This is a genomic window from Nonomuraea sp. NPDC050451 (genome assembly GCF_044458585.1).
The window spans coordinates 99,549-116,787 of the sequence record NZ_JBITHZ010000006.1; the positions used below are offsets into that span (position 1 = coordinate 99,549).

Here is a 17,239-nt window from a genome sequence, read left to right on the forward strand (position 1 = left end):
CCGACCTGCCGACCTGCCGACCTGCCGACCTGCCGACCTGCCGACCTGCCGACCTGCCGACCTGCCGACCTGCCGACCTGCCGACCTGCCGACCTGCCGACCTACGCTGGCCGGCCTACCGGCCTACCGGCCTACCGGCCCACGCTGCTGGGCGACCTACCGGCCCACGGCTGGCTGACCTGCCTGCCCACGCTGGCTGACCTGCCTGCCCAACTGGCTGACCTGCCGGCCTACGCTGGCCGACCTACCCGCCCACGCTGGCCGACCTGTCGGACCAGAAGGGCCGGGGGATCAGCGCTGAGGCCGACTATGACGCGTTGAAGACCTTCGTCTGAGCGAAGATCGCCTGCGCGAGATCCGCCGGATGTGGTCGGACGTGCTGCGGGTGGTCGCCTCGATCAACACCGGCACCGTGCGCGCCTACGACGTGGTCACGATGCTGCAGCGTGACGGGCATCCCATCGCGCTGGGCGAGGCGCCCCCTACGGCCGGATCTTCAAATCCGGGCGACCGTGAGGCAGGGGCCGGGAGCAGCAGTGGGGTCGAGTTCGAGGCCGGTGGTGAAGGCGGTGGTGGGGCGGCATCGGGGGTCGTCGCGCAGGCGCTGGCCAATAACGTGCAGGCGGCCAGTGACGCCGCCGCCCACCGCCCGCGCAGGAGTCGCGCCGTCATGGTGGCGATGATGTGGCGTCTGGGCCCGGCAGGTCCAGGACCTGGGGTCATAACCGAAAGCTATCGCCGTCGGGAACGATCTTCCCAAGATCGACATCACCGCTCAACTGGCCGCATGTGCCGTCAGCTGAGGACATACCCGAGCGATCTTGGTTGAGGGCGTCGACAAAGTGACGAGAGGTTCCGGGCGTGCCGTTACGCCGCGTTACGGTGATAACTACTTAGAGTGACAAAGTCACTTCGTGATATCGGGGGGAGATCATGAAAGGTAACTTCATAGCGGCCGGAGCCGGTGGTGCGTTGATCGTCGCCGCTGCGCTCGTCGGCATGGCCGGCCCGGCCAGCGCTAGCCAGGGCGATCTTTGTGTGTCCGACGTCTGGAGCACGCTGAAGATCGACAAGTGGGGCGTGTACGCGGGCCGCCGCGATGCAGGCGCCTGTGACAAGCGCGACGGCTCGTACCGTAAGCACCAGGACGACAAGAAGTATTACGACAACGACAAGTACGAGAAGGACTACGACTCCTACGACCAGGAGAAGAAGGACTACGACTCGTACGAGAAGGACGATTCCTACGAGAAGGATGACTCCTACGGGTACGACGAGAAGAAGGACGACTACGACCGGTACGAGAAGGACTACGACTCCTACGACTACGACCGGTACGACAAGAAGCACGACAAGAAGAAGCACGACGAGAAGTCCTACGACTACGACGAGTCTGAGAAGTCGTACGACTACGACTACGAGAAGTCTTACGACTCCTACGACTACGACCGGTACGAGAAGAAGTACGACGAGAAGAAGTACGACGACGCCGGTTACGACAAGAAGAAGGACGACTACGACCGGTACGAGAAGGACTACGACTCCTACGACCGGGACGAGAAGAAGTACGACGACGAGAAGAAGTACGACTCCGACCGGTACGAGAAGGACTACGACTCCTACGACTACGACCGGGACGAGAAGAAGTACGACAAGAAGCACGACGAGAAGTCCTACGACTACGACGAGTCTGAGAAGTCGTACGACTACGACCGGGACGAGAAGGACTACGACGCCTCCGAGTACGACCGGTACGAGAAGGACTACGACAAGAAGTACTACGACTACGCCAGTTACGACAAGAAGCGCTACGACTCGTCCGAGAAGAAGAAGTACGAGTACGACGAGAAGAAGTACGACTCCTACGACTACGACGACGAGAAGAAGAAGTACGACTCCTACGACGACGAGAAGAAGTACGACTCCTACGACGACGAGAAGTACGACTCCTACGACGACGACAAGAAGTACGACTCCTACGACGACGACCGGCGCGACAAGAAGCACGGCAAGAAGGACGACGACAACGACGACTACGGCCACAAGCACCACCACCACTGGGGGTGGCCCTACAAGTGGGACGCCCACGGTTGGTGGCCTTGGAACGGTGACTGGGGCCACCACGGCTGGCCTTGGGGCGTTCGTTTCTGACGGACAGTATGATTCGGGCTCTCGGGGACGCGCGGTGGCGCGCCCCGGGACCCCACCCCGCCGCACATTCCCACCCCTGTAAACCGATCTCCGCAGCAGGGTGCTCGATCTCCGCACTCAGCGCTTGATGGGAATGTGCGCCCCTCCTCACAGTTGTCCGCGCCACTGCTCACGTAGTCGGATGCGGCACCACCCTCCCCCCCTGCACGGCAAGCAAAGGGCGCTGCTCGCGCCTGCTGGATTTGACGTCTTCCAGCCCCCTGAGCGGTTGGGCAAGCGCATTCGGGCACTATGTTCTCCGGCGTCTGTATGGCCCTGCGAAGGGCGCTGCCTGCGCTGCCGGATGTTGCGCCTTTCGGCCCCCTGTGCGCCGAGCGAAGTGCAGCCAGGTGCTATTTCCTCCGAGGCCAGTGTGGCCGTGGGAAGGGTCTCGGTTGCGTAATTGAGCGTGACGCCTTCTGGCCCCCGTGCGCTCTAGCCAGTGCAATCGCGTGCGATGTCCTCCGACGTCTGCGTGACCAGGTGAAGGGTGCTGATCGCGCCCTGCTGAATGCGACGTCTTCTCGCCCCGTGTATCGGGTGAAGTGCATTAGAGCGATGTATCCTTCGAGGCCGGTGCGGCCGTGGGAAGGGCCTTGCTTGCGTAATCGAGCGTGACGCCTTCTGGCCCCTCGTGTGCTCGGGAAAGTGCAGTCGGATGCTATGCTTCCGGCCCTTGCGCGGCGGCGGAAAGGGCGCTGCTCGTGCATTGGATGTGATGCCTTCGGGCCTCTGCGTGTCAGGCGAAGTGCATTCCTGCGCTAGGTTCTTCGACGCCTGTGTGGCCGTGGGAAGGGTGCGGCTCGTGGAGCCGGGTGTGACGTCTTCTGGCCCCGTGCGGTCGGGCGAAGTGCAGTCGGACACCATGCTTTCCGCGCCAGGTGTGCCTGGGCGGAGGGACTCACGAAGGTCCTGCGAGGTGAAGGGTGAGGTCACGTGGCTTGGTGGTGGGCTGTGGCGGTTTGTTCGCCGCGGCGGCCGTACCAGGCGCTCCATGCCGCCACCAGCGCCAGTGTGCCGATCAGCAGGGCGGACGACAGGCCCGCCATGATGTCCACCGGGAGCAGGTAGATCAGCGGGATCCGCACCGCCGACTCGGTGAGCAGGGCTGCGGCCCAGGTCAGCGTCATGACCATGTACACGCGCCGGAACTTCGGGTCCGCCTGGTACAGCACATCCCAGCGGGCCGCGGTGGCGGCGTCGTCGGCGCCGAAGCGTTTGGCCATCCCGTACGCCGCCGGGTGGCCCGCCATGCAGGTGGCCACCAGTACGGCCGCCATCACGCCGGTGCTGACGGACTTGACGGCGAGCATGAAGCGTTCGTCGCCGGTGAGGAAGGCGAGTGCGAGCCCGAGGCCGAAGATCAGGCACATGAAGGCGGCGAAGCCGTCCAGCCTGCGTTCGCGGATCCCGACGTGGGCGGCGCGCACGAAGCCCGTCAGGGAGGCGCCCAGCAGGGAAAAGTGCTCGCTCACGCCGAGCGTGCGTAAGGCGTAGTAGGCGGCGACCGGCGGCAGGACGTCCCACAGGGCGACCTTGATCAGAGAACGGTTCACGTGCGGCTCCTTTCGTCGGAGCGTCGGCCGTTGTGCCCGTTCGCCCCCTTAATGCGAATTATTTCGCTTCAAGCTAAACATGCTGGGAGGTCCTAATGCAAGAGGTCTCGCGTTAAGGTGGCTGCATGCAGCCCTCACGACGGCCCGGCGGTCGTAGCGCGAAGGTCCGCGCGGCCGTCCACGATGCGGTCATCGACCTGTTGCGCGAGGAGGACTGGGACACGTTGAGCATCGCCCGGGTGGCTGAGCGATCAGGTGTTCACCAGGCGACGATCTACCGCCGCTGGGGGACGCTGCCTGCGCTGGTCGATGACGCGGTGACCGAGCAACTCGCGAAGGGTTCGCCGGTGCCCGACACGGGCTCGCTCCGCGGCGACCTGGAGGCGTACGCGATGCAGGCGGCGGCCGACGTGGCCGGTCCGCTGGGTCGTCTGTACGTGCGGGCGGCCCAGATCAGCACGCGCAGTGAGGACTATCAGACGTTCATGACGGAACGGGCTGTGCAGCTCGAGGTCATGCTGACGCGGGCGCGCGAGCGTGGCGAGGATCCGCCTGAGCTGCTGGAGCTCATTGAGGTGATCCTGGCCCCGATCTACTACCACGCGATCTTCTTCAACCGGCCGATCGGCCCTGAGCACGCCAGGACGTACGTGGACCGACTGCTCAGACTGCGGGCTGGTTAGACGACTGCCGACAAGGCTGCGGGCCGGTTGGGCGATTCCCAAGGCTGCGGGCTGGCCGGGCATGCGTGGGCTGGTTGCTCGGGCCGCTGGGCGTCTGGCTGGGCGTGTGTGGGTCGGCTGGTCAGGCGGCGGTATGGGTGGACGCCCGGGGCGTGTGTGGGCTCGCTGCTCGGGCTGCAGGCCGGCTCAGACTGCTGGCTGGGGGTGCGTGGGCTGGCTGCTTGGGCTGCAGGCCAGCTCAGACTGCTGGTCGGCTGGGTGTCTGGGGCTGGTCGGGCTGCGGGTTGGCTGGGCATGGCGGTTGGCCGGCTCAGGCAGCTGGCCAGTTGGGCGTGCATGGGGCGGTTTGGGGTGCTGGCCAGCTGGGCGTGCCGTGGGTCGGCTCGGGCTGCTGGCCGGCTGACGTAGGTGGTCGGCTCGCCGGTGGGGTCGGGTGGTTAGCGGTCGACGATTTCGTTTTTGCCGATCACTACAACCCCTCCCCTGGTCAGGGCGAACCGGGTGCGGTCGTAGTCGAGGTCGAAGCCGATCCTGGCGCCGTCAGGGATCACGACGTTCTTGTCGATGATCGCCTTGCGGATGACGGCGCCCCGGCCGACCTTGACGTTCTCCATCAGCACGGAGTCCTCCACCAGCGAGTGCGAGTGGAGTACGACCTTGGGCGACAGGATCGACCGGATCGCCGTGCCGCCGGAGACGATCACGCCGGGCGACACCAGCGAGTCGATGGCCCGCCCCACCCGGTCGCCGTCGTTGTGCACGAACTTGGCCGGGGGCAGCGGATCGTGGCCGGTGAAGATCGGCCACTTGTCGTTGTAGAGGTTGAAGACGGGGTGCGCCGAGATGAGGTCCATGTGGGCCTCGTAGTAGGCGTCGAGCGTTCCTACATCGCGCCAGTAGCCGCGGTCGCGTTCGCTGGAGCCCGGCACGATGTTGTTCTTGAAGTCGTAGACGTCGGCCCCGCCCGATTTGACGAGCATCGGGATGATGTTGCCGCCCAGGTCGTGCTTGCTGGTCGGGTCGAGCGCGTCCTCCCGCAGCGCGTCGATCATCGACTGGGTCTTGAACACGTAGTTGCCCATCGACGCGTACACCTCGTCGGGGGAGTCCGCCAGCCCCACCGCGTCCTTCGGCTTCTCCCTGAACGCCACGATCCTGCGCCCCTGCGGATCGGTCTCGATCACGCCGAACTGGTCGGCCAGCGACAGCGGTTGCCTGATCGCCGCCACCGTCACGTCGGCGCCCGAGTCCTCGTGCTGCTCGACCATCTGCCGCGGATCCATCCGGTAGATGTGGTCGGCCCCGAACACGATCACGTGCTCGGGCATCTCGTCATAGATCAGGTTCAGGTTCTGGAACAGCGCGTCCGCGGACCCCGAGAACCACCGCGGGCCGAGCCGCTGCTGCGCGGGCACGGGCGTCACGTAGTTGCCGAGCATCGCCGACAGCCGCCACGTGCGCGAGACGTGCCGGTCAAGACTGTGGTTCTTGTACTGGGTCAGTACGACGATCTTCAGGAAGCCGCCGTTCGCCAGGTTGGACAGGACGAAATCGACGAGCCTGTATATCCCCCCGAACGGCACCGCCGGTTTCGCCCGATCCGCCGTGAGCGGCATGAGCCTCTTACCCTCTCCACCTGCCAGCACAACCGCAAGCACCCTCCGGGACCTCATGCCCAGGACGCTACCCTCAAATGGCCGATCTATCGACGAATCCCGGCATGGAGACCTCCCTTCGTGTCCAGATTTGTTGCGCAATGGACATCGGGAGATCATTGAGCGGCCCAGGTTGACCTCAAGCGCGAAACTCGCTGCTGGTGGTGGCCCGCCGGGCGCGGCCCACCATAAGGTCGTCTCATGCGTGTTGATCTGCTCAGCCGGGAGTACCCGCCCGAGGTGTACGGCGGGGCCGGGGTGCACATGGAATACCTGGCCAGGGAGCTGCGGAAGCTGGCCGACGTACGCGTGCGCTGCTTCGGAGCCGACCGCACCGAGCCCGGCGTCTCGGCCTACCGGGTGCCCGAGGGACTGGCGGCCGCCAACGCCGCGCTGCAGGTGCTCGGCGTGGACCTGGAGATGGCCGCCGCGTGCGAGGGCGCGGACGTCGTCCACTCGCACACCTGGTACGCCAACTTCGCCGGGCATGTCGCGAAGATGCTGCACGGCATCCCGCACGTGATCACCACGCACAGCCTGGAGCCGCTGCGGCCGTGGAAGGCCGAGCAGCTCGGCGGCGGCTACACGATCTCGTCCTGGGCCGAGCGCACGGCCCTGGCGAGCGCGGACGCGGTCATCGCGGTGTCGGAGGGGATGCGCCGCGACGTCCTGTCGGCCTACCCCGAGATCCCGCCGGACAGGGTCAGCGTCATCCACAACGGCATCGACACCGCCGAGTACGCCCCCGACCACGACCTCGACGTGCTGGAGAAGCACGGGGTGGACCCGCGCCGCCCGTACGTCGTCTTCGTGGGCCGCATCACCCGGCAGAAGGGCCTGGTCCACCTCCTGCGCGCGGCGCGGTCCTTCGACCGGGACGCCCAGATCGTGCTGTGCGCGGGCGCGCCGGACACGCCGGAGATCGCGGCGGAGGTCACCGAGCTGGTGCGCGGCCTCGACCGCGACGGGGTGTTCTGGATCCAGGAGATGCTGCCCAAGCCCGAGGTCATCCAGCTGCTGACGCACGCGACGGTGTTCGTGTGTCCGTCGGTGTACGAGCCCATGGGGATCGTGAACCTGGAGGCGATGGCCTGCGAGACGGCCGTGGTGGCGACGGCCACCGGCGGCATTCCCGAGGTGGTGGCCGACGGGGAGACGGGCCTGCTCGTCCCGATCTCCCAGGGGGCCGACGGCACGCCGTACGACCCCGACCGCTTCGCCGCCGACCTGGCCGAGCGCGTCAACGCGCTGCTGCGGGATCCGGCGCGGGCCGAGGCGCTCGGGGTGGCGGGGCGGGCCCGGGCCGTCGAGCACTTCTCCTGGGAACGCATCGCCCACCGCACCATGGACCTGTACGCGACCCTGCGGCCCTGAGCCTCGCCGGCGGTTCCGGCGACGGCGGTGGAGGTCCCTTGGAGGGGGCGACCGCGCCGTGCGAAGGGGCCCTGGTGGGGGAGTGGCGATCGTGCTGTGCGAGTGGGGTCGTGGTAGCGGTGATCGCGCTGTGAGAGCGGCCCTGGTGGGGGAGTGGCGGTCGTGCTGTGGGAGTGGGCCGTGGTAGTGGTGGCCGTGCTGTGAGAGTGGGCGTTTGTCGGGGTGGCGGTCGCGCTGTGCGAGTGGGTCCTGGTAGTGGTGAGCGTGCTGTGAGAGCGGGCCTTTGCTGGGCGGCGGTCGCGCTGGGGGAGCGGGTCCTGGCGGGGGCGACCGCGCCATGTGGCCGGGCACTCAGGGGCTGGCGTGCTGTGCGGGCGGGTTGTGGTGCGGGCGCAGTCGCGGACGGCTGCGTCCCCGTCGGTCGGCTGGGGCGAGGGGAGTGGGACGCGCCGCCCCCGGGCTCACACCAGGCCGCGGCGGCTGGCCTGGGCGCCGGCTTGGAAGCGGGTCTCCGCGTTGAGCTCGTCCAGGAGGTGGCGCAGCCGGCGGCGGAGGGTGCGCGGGCTGGTGCCGAGCTGGCGGGCGATGGCGTCGTCCTTGAGCCCGGCCGCGAGCAGCGCCAGGAGCCTGCGGTCCTCCAGACTGAGCGCATTGGCCGCAGGGCTGAACGCACTGGCGGTAGGGCCGAGTGACCCGGCCGCAGGGCCGAGTGGCCGGGCTGCAGGGCCGAGTGGCGCGGCTGCAGGGCCGAGTGGCCCCTCCGCGGGGCTGAGTGCCCCCGCCGTTGGGCTGAGTGGCCCGGCCGCAGGGGCGAGGTCCGCCGCGGACGGCCCAGGGTCTGTCGTCTCCTGCAGCGGATCACCGGGCTCGTGCCACAGCTCCGGCCGCACCGGAAGCGCCTCGCGCCACATCCGCTCGAACAGCTCCACCAACGCCATCACCATGGTGGACCCAGTGATCAGCACGCCGCGCGTCAACGGCGGGTCCATCTGCAGCGGCATGACGGCCCGCCACCGGTCGACGATCGCCATCTTGAACGGCAGCTCCGGCAGGACCCGCGCCTCCTCGCCGGCCTTGATCAGGCTGCCCACCTCGTCGAGCGCCCCCGCGTGGTCGAAGGCCTCCGGCACGTAGATGGTCCGGTAGCGGACGCCGCTGCGGAGCAGGCCGGTCTGGAGCGGGTTGTGGTAGTCCAGCACGTACGGGGGCCGGTCGAAGGTCAGCACCTCCTCCTTGGCCTCCTGCTGCAACCGTACGTACCACCGGGCCTGCTCCTCTGGCCCGGCCAGGACCTCGAGCTGGCCGCCCTCGTCCGTGCCCTGGCCGACGATGCGGAAGGCTGCCTCCAACTCGTCGGCGGTGTCGGTGAGCCGGTCGAGCTCGCCCTGCATGCCGCGCACCAGCGAGCGGATCGCGGCCCCAGGGTTCGTCGCCGTCCAGCGGGGCGAGCGGCCCCACAGGCGGCTGACCAGCCCCTTGGCGCGGAGCCGGCTCAGGGACGACTGGATGCGCCCCGCGCTCTCGCCGCTGCGTCTGACGAGCTCCTGCACGGTGATGCCGGGGCTGGCCAGCACCCCGCGGTAGACCCGCTCGTCGAAGGCGCTGATGCCCACGACCTCCAGCGCCCGGCTGTCCTCAAGCATGCCCACGATCTTGGCCAATTCCGGCAGTTGCCGCAATAGGCCACATCAACCACCTTGTCACCAAATTTCACTGACAATTAGAAATCGGGATGTGCTTCAGAGAACCGCCCTTCTGGGCGTCGTGGTAACGGCCCTCATCGCGGCCGCCACGCCGGCCCAGGCGGCCCCCACCCCCGCCCCCTCCATCAAGGCGACCCCGGGCTCGACCCAGCCGGAAAAGCCGTCCGGACCGCCCAAGACGATCACCCTCGTCACCGGCGACAAGGTCACCATCCGCGAGCTCCCCGACAAGCAGACCCAGCTCGACGTCAAGCCCGGCCCCGGCAGGGAGAAGGTCACGTTCGTGCACCGCCGGGGCAAGGACGGGCTCAGCATCGTCCCCACGGACGCGATGCCCCTCCTGGCCGCCGGCCGGCTCGACCCCCGGCTGTTCAACGTCACCCGGCTCGCCGCGCTCGGCTACGACGACGCCGCCAGCCCGGCGCTCCCGCTGATCACGACGTACCCGGACCAGACCGTCGCGGCCACGCTGCGCGCCGCGGGCGGGCGCCCGCTGCCCGCCATCAACGGCGTCGCCCAGAGCGAGCCCCGCACCAGCGCGGGCACGCTGTGGAAGGCCCTGACCGGGCAGGCCAGGACGGCCGCGGCCGCGCCCGAGAAGATCTGGCTGGACGGCAAGGCCAAGCTCTCCCTCGACGTCAGCGTCCCGCACATCGGCGCGCCCCAGGCATGGGCGGCCGGTCACACCGGCAAGGACGTGCCCGTCGCCGTCCTCGACACCGGGTACGACGCCGACCACCCCGACCTCCAGGGCCTGGTCACCAAGGCCCAGAACTTCACCGACGAGCCCGACGTCCGCGACCTCAACGGCCACGGCACCCACGTCGCCGCCACCATCGCCGGCTCCGGCGCCGCCTCGGGCGGCAGGTACAAGGGCGTCGCCCCCGGCGCCAAGCTGCTGATCGGCAAGGTCTGCGTGCGCACCGGCGACTGCCCCGACTCGGCCATCATCGAGGCAATGACCTGGGCGGCCGAGAACGGCGCCCGCGTCGCCAACCTCAGCCTCGGCGAGCCCGACTCGGTCGGCGTGGACCCCGTGGAGCAGGCCGTCAACAGCCTGTCGGAGAAGTACGGCACGCTGTTCGTCATCGCCTCGGGCAACGACGGCCCCCAGATGCTCGGCTCCCCGAGCACCGCGGACCGCGCGCTCTCCGTCGGCGCCTCCTACCGCGACGACGACACGGTCGCCCAGTTCAGCAGCACGGGCCCGCGCGTGGGCGACGGTGCGGTCAAGCCCGACCTGATCGCGCCGGGCGTGGAGATCGTCGCCGCGCGGGCCGCGGGCACGGGCCTGGGTTCCCCGGTCGACGACTCGTACACCTCGCTGAGCGGCACCTCCATGGCCACCCCGCACGTGGCCGGGGCCGCCGCGATCGTCGCCGGGCAGCACCCCGACTGGAAGGCCGACCGGATCAAGTCGGCGCTGATGGCCTCCACCGCGCCCGGTGACGAGCTGGGCGCCTACGTCCAGGGCTCTGGCCGCGTGGACGTCGCCCGCGCCGTCACCCAGCAGGTCACCGCCGAGCCCGCCACCCTGAACCTGGGCGAGATCGAGCTGCCCAGCCCCGCGCCCAAGGAGCAGACGCTCACCTACCGCAACGACGGCGACGCCGCCGTCCGGCTGGACCTCAGCGTGATCGCCAAGGACGGCGAGGGCGCGACGGTGACGCCGTTCAAGCTCGGCGCCACGGCCGTGGAGGTGCCCGCGCACGGCACCGCCCAGGTCAAGGTGACCGCCCAGCCGGGCCCGGTCGGCATGTTCAGCGGCACGGTCATCGCCAGGAACGCCGACGCCACCGTCCGCACCGGCATCGGCATGCGGGTCGAGCCGGAGAAGCGCGCGCTCAAGCTGACCTTCACCGGCACCGACGGGCAGCCCGCGCAGGCCGCGTTCGCCGGCGTGATCGACCTCGACGCCAAGGAGCAGCGCAACTACGACATCGCGAACGGCACGCTGGACCTCAGGCTGCAGAAGGGCCACCGCTACACCGTCGTCACCCTCATGATGGACAGCGACGGCACCCTGGTGATGGCCGCCGACCCGGAGTTCACCCTCGACGCCGACCGCACCGTCGCCGCCGAGGCCCGCAAGGCCCGCCCGGTCACCGTCCGTACGGAGGAGCCCACCGCGCGGCTGGCCATCGGCATGCTCGGCCTGCTCCAGCTCGCCGAGGGCGTGCAGCCCATGGGCGTGGACGTCGACCTGGCCGGCATGTGGGGCGCGGACCGCGTCGAGGGAATCAAGGCCATCCCGACGAGCCGGACCGTGAGCAAGAACTTCGCCTTCTACCGGTGGACGCAGTGGGCCAAGCCGAAGGCCGACGGCAGCTACGACGACAGCCCGTACTTCTACCACCTGATGAAGGCCGAGCCGCGCATCCCTGCCGACCCCGGCTACCAGCCGCGCCGCCGTGACCTCGCCGAGGTCACCTCCACGTACGCCACACAGCAGGACGCCAAGTTCGGCGAGCGCTTCGCCCTGCCGGTGCTGTACGGGAAGGAGCTGGCCTGGATGCCGTACGGCCAGGTGTCGCGCTTCTCGCTGCCGTTCCGCAGGACCGAGTACTACACGCCCGCCGACACCGGCTGGTACCCGTCCTTCATCCAGTACCTGACGCCGCCGGAGGGCTGGAACGACGTCGACCAGTTCTTCTTCGGCGAGACCACCTTCTACCGGGCCGGCCAGAAGACCACCGACCGCTGGAACACCGGCGTCTTCGCGGCCGCGCTCAACCCCGACGGCGACTACAACTGGCGCGACGGGAACACCATGCAGTTCTCGGCCGGGCTGTTCGAGGACAGCACGCCGGACCGCGTCTCCTACGGCGAGTACACGGCCCCGCAGGCCAAGGTCTACCGCGACGGCAAGGAGATCTACGCCGCCGACTACCTGCCGGGCCCGGTCGACGTGCCCGCCGAGACGAAGACGAGCGAATACCGGCTGACCATGACCGCCGACCGCGAGGCGAAGCAGACCAAGTTCTCCACCCGGGTCAGCGCCGAGTGGAAGTTCAGGTCGAAGTCGGCCGAGCCGGGCAAGCGCCAGGTGCTGCCGCTGCTGACCGTCAAGATCGCCCCCGAGCTGGACGACCGCAACCGGGCGGCGGTGGGTCACATGAGCATCCCGCTGAGCGTCCAGCGCCAGGACGGCTCGCCGGACCTGCCGCTGCGCAAGCTCACGGTGGAGATCTCCTACGACGACGGCCGCACGTGGCTGCCCACGCTGGTGCACCCGGCGGGCAAGGGCACGTGGGCCGCGCAGACGTGGCACCCGGTCAGCGCGCGCGGCGGGTTCGCCTCGCTGCGCGTCAACGCCGCCGACACCGGCGGCAACGGCTTCACCGAGACCGTCATCAGGGCCTACCAGCTCAGATGACGTGATGGGAGCCCCGTCGCGCCCTGACCGGGTGCGGCGGGGCATCCGTCATTTCACGCGTTCGAGCACGACGACCGGGATGTCGCGGTCGGTCTTCTTCTGGTACTCGTCGTAGTCCGGCCAGGTACGGGCCATCAGCCGCCAGAGCTCCGGCTTCTCGTCCTTCGCCGCCGTACGGGCGCGGGCCTTGAACTTGTCGCCCTTGACCTGTGCCTCGACCTCGGGATTGGCCAGGATGTTCTTGTACCACTCAGGGTGGTCGGGATCCCCGCCCTTGGACGCGACGACCACGTGATCGTCGCCGTGCTTCTGATAGATGAGCGGCGTCGTGTAAGACCGGCCGGACTTGCGGCCCTTCGTGGTGAGGAGGAGGACTGTCGTGTTGTTCCAGTCATGTCCCTCCTCGCCGTTGGTCTCCTGGTATCGCCGTACATGTTCCTTGCCATAGAGCATGATCGACGACTACCCCTCAAGGGCGTGACCTCACCGTTACTCGCCGGGGTCTGTACGAGAAGTTAACAATCCTGGCAGACTGCATGTGTGTAAGCGCTTACAGTCCAAAGTGGAAGCGCTTACATAATAGGGAGACGCTCGATGGACGTGACCATCTACGAGGTGGCCCAGCGGGCCGGCGTGTCGATCGCGACCGTGTCCCGGGCGCTGCGCGGCACCGGCCCGGTCGCGGCCAGGACGCGCGAGAAGGTGCTCAAGGCGGTCGAGGAGCTCAACTTCACGCCCAGCCGCCTCGGGGTGAGCCTGGCCGAGGGCCGCCACGCCGCCAACGGCATCGTCTTCCCCGACCTCGCGGGCCCCTACTACACCGAGGTCCTGCTCGGCTACGAGGAGGTCGCCTCCGAGCTGGGGCGCTCCGTCGTCATCCTGTCCACCAAGGGGCGCACGCGGGTCAACGACCTGGTCAAGGACCTCGCCGGGCGGGTCGACGGCATGCTGATCTTCGGCCACACCGTCCCCGAGCCGCTGGTCGCCGAGCTGCTGCGGCTCGGCATGAGGCTGGTCTTCATCTCGCGCGACCCGCTGACCGGCGCCGACACGCTGCGCAGCGAGAACAGAGCCTCGGCCGGAGAGCTGGCCGCCCACCTGGCCGGGCACGGCTACGAGCGCTTCGCCTTCCTCGGCGCGCCCATGACCAGCCGGGACGACGTGGACGAGCGCTGGCAGGGCGTGCGGGCGGTGCTCGGCGGCGCGATCGAGGCCGTGGACACGCGCCACTACACCGTCGAGTGCGGCTTCGAGGCCGCCAGGGACCTGCTCAGAGGCCAGGGCAGGCCCGAGGCGATCATCTGCTCCGACGACGAGGTGGCGCTGGGCGCGCTGCTGGCCGCCGAGGAGCTCGGCCTGAGCGTGCCCGGCGACCTGGCCGTGACCGGCTGGGACGACATCATGGCCGCCCGCCACGCCCGCCCGGCGCTGACCACCGTACGCCAGCCCATGCGCGAGCTCGGCGCCCGCGCCGCCCGCGCGCTCGACGAGCTGATCACCGGCGCCCGCGACCTGCCCCGCCACCAGAGCCTGCCCACCGAGCTGGTGGTCCGCTCCAGCTGCGGCGACCACCCCGAGACGTCACCGAGCCCTGACCGCCGAGCCGGAGATCCGTTCCGGCCGCGGTGACCAACCCCCAGGAGGTAGTCCGTGAACACCACCACCCGGCGCGCCACGGGAGGCGTGCTGGCCCTCGCGATCCTGGCCGCCGGCTGCGGCCGCAGCGCAGACAGAACTCCTGAGCAGGCACAGAACGTCACGACCGGCAAGATCACGGGGGAGGTCACGGTCTGGGCGATGGGCGAGGAGGGCAAGGCGCTCGGCGCGTTCGTCAAGGACTTCGAGGCCGCCAACCCGGGCGTGAAGGTCAACGTCACGGCGATCGGCTGGGACGTGGCGCACGACAAGATCACCGCGGCCATCGCGGGCAGCGCCACGCCCGACGTGAGCATGGTCGGCTCCACCTGGTCGGGCGAGCTGGCCAAGACCGGCGCGCTGGAGCCGACGCCCGGCAACCTGGTCGACAAGTCCGTGTTCTTCCCCGGCGCCTGGCAGACGGTCGACGTCAACGGCACGGCGTACGGGGTGCCCTGGTACGTCGAGACCCGCGTCCTCTACTACCGCACGGACCAGGCGAAGAAGGCCGGCGTCGAGCCGCCGAAGACGTGGGAGGAGTTCACCGCGTTCGCCAAGGCGCTCAAGGACAAGGGCGGCGCCAAGAACGGCTTCAACCAGAGCTACACCCAGGGAGCCTCCTGGCAGGAGGTGCTGCCTCTCATCTGGCAGGCGGGCGGCGAGATCGTCAAGGACGGCAAGTACACGTTCGACACCCCCGAGGCGCTCACGGCGCTCAAGCAGTACGCCTCGCTGTTCACCCAGAAGCTCGCCCCCAACAACACCCCGGAGGGCGCCTTCCCGCAGAGCTTCATCAAGGGCGAGGTCGGCGGCTTCTTCTCCGGCCCGTGGATGGTCGGCGTGCTGAACAACGACGGCGGCCCCGGCTTCAAGGACAAGTTCGACGTCGCGCCCTACCCCAAGGGGCCGGTCTCGGCGACGAGCTTCCTGGGCGGGTCCGACATGGTGGTGTTCAAGAAGGCCAAGAACCGCGACGCGGCCTGGAAGTTCATCCAGTGGCTGAGCGAGCCGAAGGTCCAGGCCAAGTGGTACACGACGGTGAAGTCGCTGCCCGCGGTCGTGCAGGCCTGGCAGGAGCCGGAGCTGACCGCCGACAAGCAGCTCGCGGTCTTCGGCGAGCAGCTCAAGGACGCCAAGACGCCGCCGCCGTTCCCGACGTGGGAGCAGGTGGCCAGGGTGCTGGAGACCGAGCTGGAGAAGCTGGCCCGGGGCGCGCAGACGCCCGAGCAGACGCTCAAGGCGATCCAGTCGCAGGCCGACACGATCGGCACCGGCCTGTGAACGGGCTGGGCGGCTCTCGCGCGGCGCCGACGCGGGAGGCCCTATGAGCATGGCGGTTCCCGCCCGGCGGGTGGCGCCGATCAGGCTCAGGGGCACCTTACGCCAGGCCGGCATCGGCTGGATCTTCATCCTGCCGTTCGTGGTGCTGTTCGCGGTCTTCTACCTGGGCCCGCTGCTGGTCGGCATCGGCATGAGCTTCACCGACATGCGCAGCACCGACGTGAGCGACCCGCTCGCCGTCAACGTGGTCGGGGTCGACAACTACCTGCGGCTCATGAACGACGGCGCCATGCGCAAGGCGGCGCTCAACACCGTGGTCTTCGTGGTCACCGCGCTGCCGCTGACCATCGGGCTCGGGCTGGCCGCGGCCGTGCTGCTCAACTCGGGCATCGCCCGGCTGCCGGCCGCGTTCTTCCGGCTCGGCTACTACCTGCCGAACATCACCAGCATCATCGGCATCGCCGTGGCCTGGAAGTTCCTGCTGGAGCCGGAGGCCGGGCTGGTCAACCGGCTGCTGGAGCTGGTGGGCGTCCAGGGCCCCAACTGGCTGCAGAGCACGTCCACGGCCCTGCCGTCGATCATCGTGATGACGGCCTGGCGCAGCTTCGGCTTCAACATGGTCGTGCTGCTGGCCGCGCTGCAGAGCATCCCGAGGGAGCTGTACGAGGCCGCCGAGGTGGACGGCGCCGGGCGCTGGGCCCGCTTCCGCGCGGTCACCGTGCCCTCGCTGCGGCCCGTGCTGCTGTTCTGCACCGTCTACAGCTCGGTCGGCTTCATGCAGTTCCTGGAGGAGCCGCTGGTCATGACCAGGGGAGGCCCGCTCGACTCCACGCTGTCGGCCTCGCTGGCCATCTTCAACCAGTTCGGGGTCGGCAACTACGGCTACGCGGGGGCCGCCTCGTCCGTGCTGTTCGTGGTGATCGTGGCGCTGGCCGTACTGCAGCTGAGGCTGGGGAGGCGCAGATGAGCCGGACCCGCCGCCAGCGGGCGGTCGTCTACCTGGGGCTGAGCCTGGGGCTGGCGCTGGTCGCCGGGCCGTTCCTGTGGACGGCGCTCAGCTCGGTCAAGCCGGAGCGGGAGATCAGGCGCGACCCGCCGACGTTCTGGCCGGAGACGTTCACGCTGGACAACTTCGTGGAGCTGTTCCAGCGGGTGAACATCGGCAACGCCTTCGCCAACAGCATGCTCATCGCGCTCGTGCTGGTCGCCACCAACCTGCTGTTCTGCTCCATGGTCGGCTACGCCTTCGCCAAGCTGTCCTTCCGCGGCAAGAACCTCGCCTTCGGCCTGGTGCTGGTGCAGCTCGCGATCCCGGCGATCGTGCTCATGATGCCGCAGTTCGTGCTGATCGCGAAGCTCGGCATGGTCAACACGTTCATCGGGATCATCCTGCCGACCGTGGTGACGCCGCTCGGCGTGTTCATGATGCGGCAGTTCATCGCCGACCTGCCGGACGAGCTGATCCACGCGGCCAGGGTGGACGGCGCGGGAGAGTTCCGGATCTTCTTCACGATCATCCTGCCGCTGTGCGGGCCGCCGCTGGCCACGCTGGGGCTGATCACGTTCCTCGGCTCGTGGAACAACTTCCTGTGGCCGGCCGTGGTCGCGCAGAGCGAAAACATGTACACCCTCCCGGTCGCGCTCAACATCCTGAACGGGCACGAGGCCACCCACTACAACCTGCTGGTCGCCGGCTCGGTCGTGGTGATCGCGCCGATCCTGTTCCTGTTCGTCTTCCTGCAGCGCTTCTTCATCCAGGGCATCGCCACCACCGGCCTCAAGTAGA

At 68.8% G+C, this 17,239-nt stretch carries 13 protein-coding genes; 9 read left to right on the forward strand and 4 right to left on the reverse strand.

Features of this window, described 5'->3' with window-relative positions; all coding sequences use genetic code 11:
• The first annotated feature begins 355 nt into the window (after positions 1-355).
• Complete coding sequence (locus ACIBI9_RS21315; protein ID WP_397224187.1) at positions 356-829, forward strand: hypothetical protein; 474 nt, start codon at positions 356-358, stop codon at positions 827-829.
• Positions 830-933: 104 nt separating this feature from the next.
• Positions 934-2,151, forward strand: a complete 1,218-nt coding sequence (locus ACIBI9_RS21320; RefSeq protein ID WP_397223888.1) for a hypothetical protein — start codon at positions 934-936, stop codon at positions 2,149-2,151.
• 971 nt (positions 2,152-3,122) lie between these two features.
• Here the strand turns inward: ACIBI9_RS21320 and ACIBI9_RS21325 are convergent.
• Positions 3,123-3,746, reverse strand: a complete 624-nt coding sequence (locus ACIBI9_RS21325; protein ID WP_397223889.1) for a VC0807 family protein — start codon at positions 3,744-3,746, stop codon at positions 3,123-3,125.
• Positions 3,747-3,871: 125 nt separating this feature from the next.
• Here ACIBI9_RS21325 and ACIBI9_RS21330 point away from each other — a divergent pair, with 125 nt between their 5' ends.
• Positions 3,872-4,429: a TetR/AcrR family transcriptional regulator C-terminal ligand-binding domain-containing protein gene (locus ACIBI9_RS21330; protein ID WP_397223890.1), complete on the forward strand. Its 558-nt coding sequence runs from the start codon at positions 3,872-3,874 to the stop codon at positions 4,427-4,429.
• A gap of 437 nt (positions 4,430-4,866) precedes the next feature.
• Here the strand turns inward: ACIBI9_RS21330 and glgC are convergent, their stop codons facing one another.
• Positions 4,867-6,102, reverse strand: coding sequence for a glucose-1-phosphate adenylyltransferase (glgC, locus tag ACIBI9_RS21335; RefSeq protein WP_364260351.1), 1,236 nt, complete (start codon positions 6,100-6,102; stop codon positions 4,867-4,869).
• 183 nt (positions 6,103-6,285) lie between these two features.
• Between glgC and glgA the strand changes: the two genes are divergently transcribed.
• A complete protein-coding gene (gene glgA, locus ACIBI9_RS21340; protein ID WP_397223891.1) occupies positions 6,286-7,458 on the forward strand; it encodes a glycogen synthase in 1,173 nt (390 codons plus the stop codon).
• 461 nt (positions 7,459-7,919) lie between these two features.
• On the opposite strand, the gene ACIBI9_RS21345 is transcribed toward glgA, so the two are convergent.
• Positions 7,920-9,101, reverse strand: a complete 1,182-nt coding sequence (locus ACIBI9_RS21345; protein ID WP_397223892.1) for a TrmB family transcriptional regulator — start codon at positions 9,099-9,101, stop codon at positions 7,920-7,922.
• A 91-nt stretch (positions 9,102-9,192) separates the two neighbouring features.
• Here ACIBI9_RS21345 and ACIBI9_RS21350 point away from each other — a divergent pair, with 91 nt between their 5' ends.
• A complete protein-coding gene (locus ACIBI9_RS21350) occupies positions 9,193-12,537 on the forward strand; it encodes a S8 family serine peptidase (RefSeq protein WP_397223893.1) in 3,345 nt (1,114 codons plus the stop codon).
• Between the two features lie 48 nt (positions 12,538-12,585).
• On the opposite strand, the gene ACIBI9_RS21355 is transcribed toward ACIBI9_RS21350, so the two are convergent.
• Complete coding sequence (locus ACIBI9_RS21355; RefSeq protein WP_397223894.1) at positions 12,586-12,990, reverse strand: nitroreductase family deazaflavin-dependent oxidoreductase; 405 nt, start codon at positions 12,988-12,990, stop codon at positions 12,586-12,588.
• Between the two features lie 141 nt (positions 12,991-13,131).
• Between ACIBI9_RS21355 and ACIBI9_RS21360 the strand changes: the two genes are divergently transcribed.
• The 4 genes from ACIBI9_RS21360 to ACIBI9_RS21375 are packed head-to-tail and all read left to right on the forward strand — an operon-like array spanning position 13,132 to position 17,238.
• Positions 13,132-14,166 carry a LacI family DNA-binding transcriptional regulator gene (locus ACIBI9_RS21360; RefSeq protein WP_397223895.1) on the forward strand — a complete coding sequence of 345 codons (1,035 nt, stop codon included), beginning with the start codon at positions 13,132-13,134 and terminating at the stop codon, positions 14,164-14,166.
• 21 nt (positions 14,167-14,187) lie between these two features.
• Positions 14,188-15,453: a sugar ABC transporter substrate-binding protein gene (locus ACIBI9_RS21365; protein WP_397223896.1), complete on the forward strand. Its 1,266-nt coding sequence runs from the start codon at positions 14,188-14,190 to the stop codon at positions 15,451-15,453.
• A 43-nt stretch (positions 15,454-15,496) separates the two neighbouring features.
• Positions 15,497-16,420, forward strand: a complete 924-nt coding sequence (locus ACIBI9_RS21370; protein ID WP_397223897.1) for a carbohydrate ABC transporter permease — start codon at positions 15,497-15,499, stop codon at positions 16,418-16,420.
• A complete protein-coding gene (locus tag ACIBI9_RS21375; protein ID WP_397223898.1) occupies positions 16,417-17,238 on the forward strand; it encodes a carbohydrate ABC transporter permease in 822 nt (273 codons plus the stop codon). The genes ACIBI9_RS21370 and ACIBI9_RS21375 overlap by 4 nt, the downstream gene beginning before the upstream one ends.
• Position 17,239: the final 1 nt, after the last annotated feature.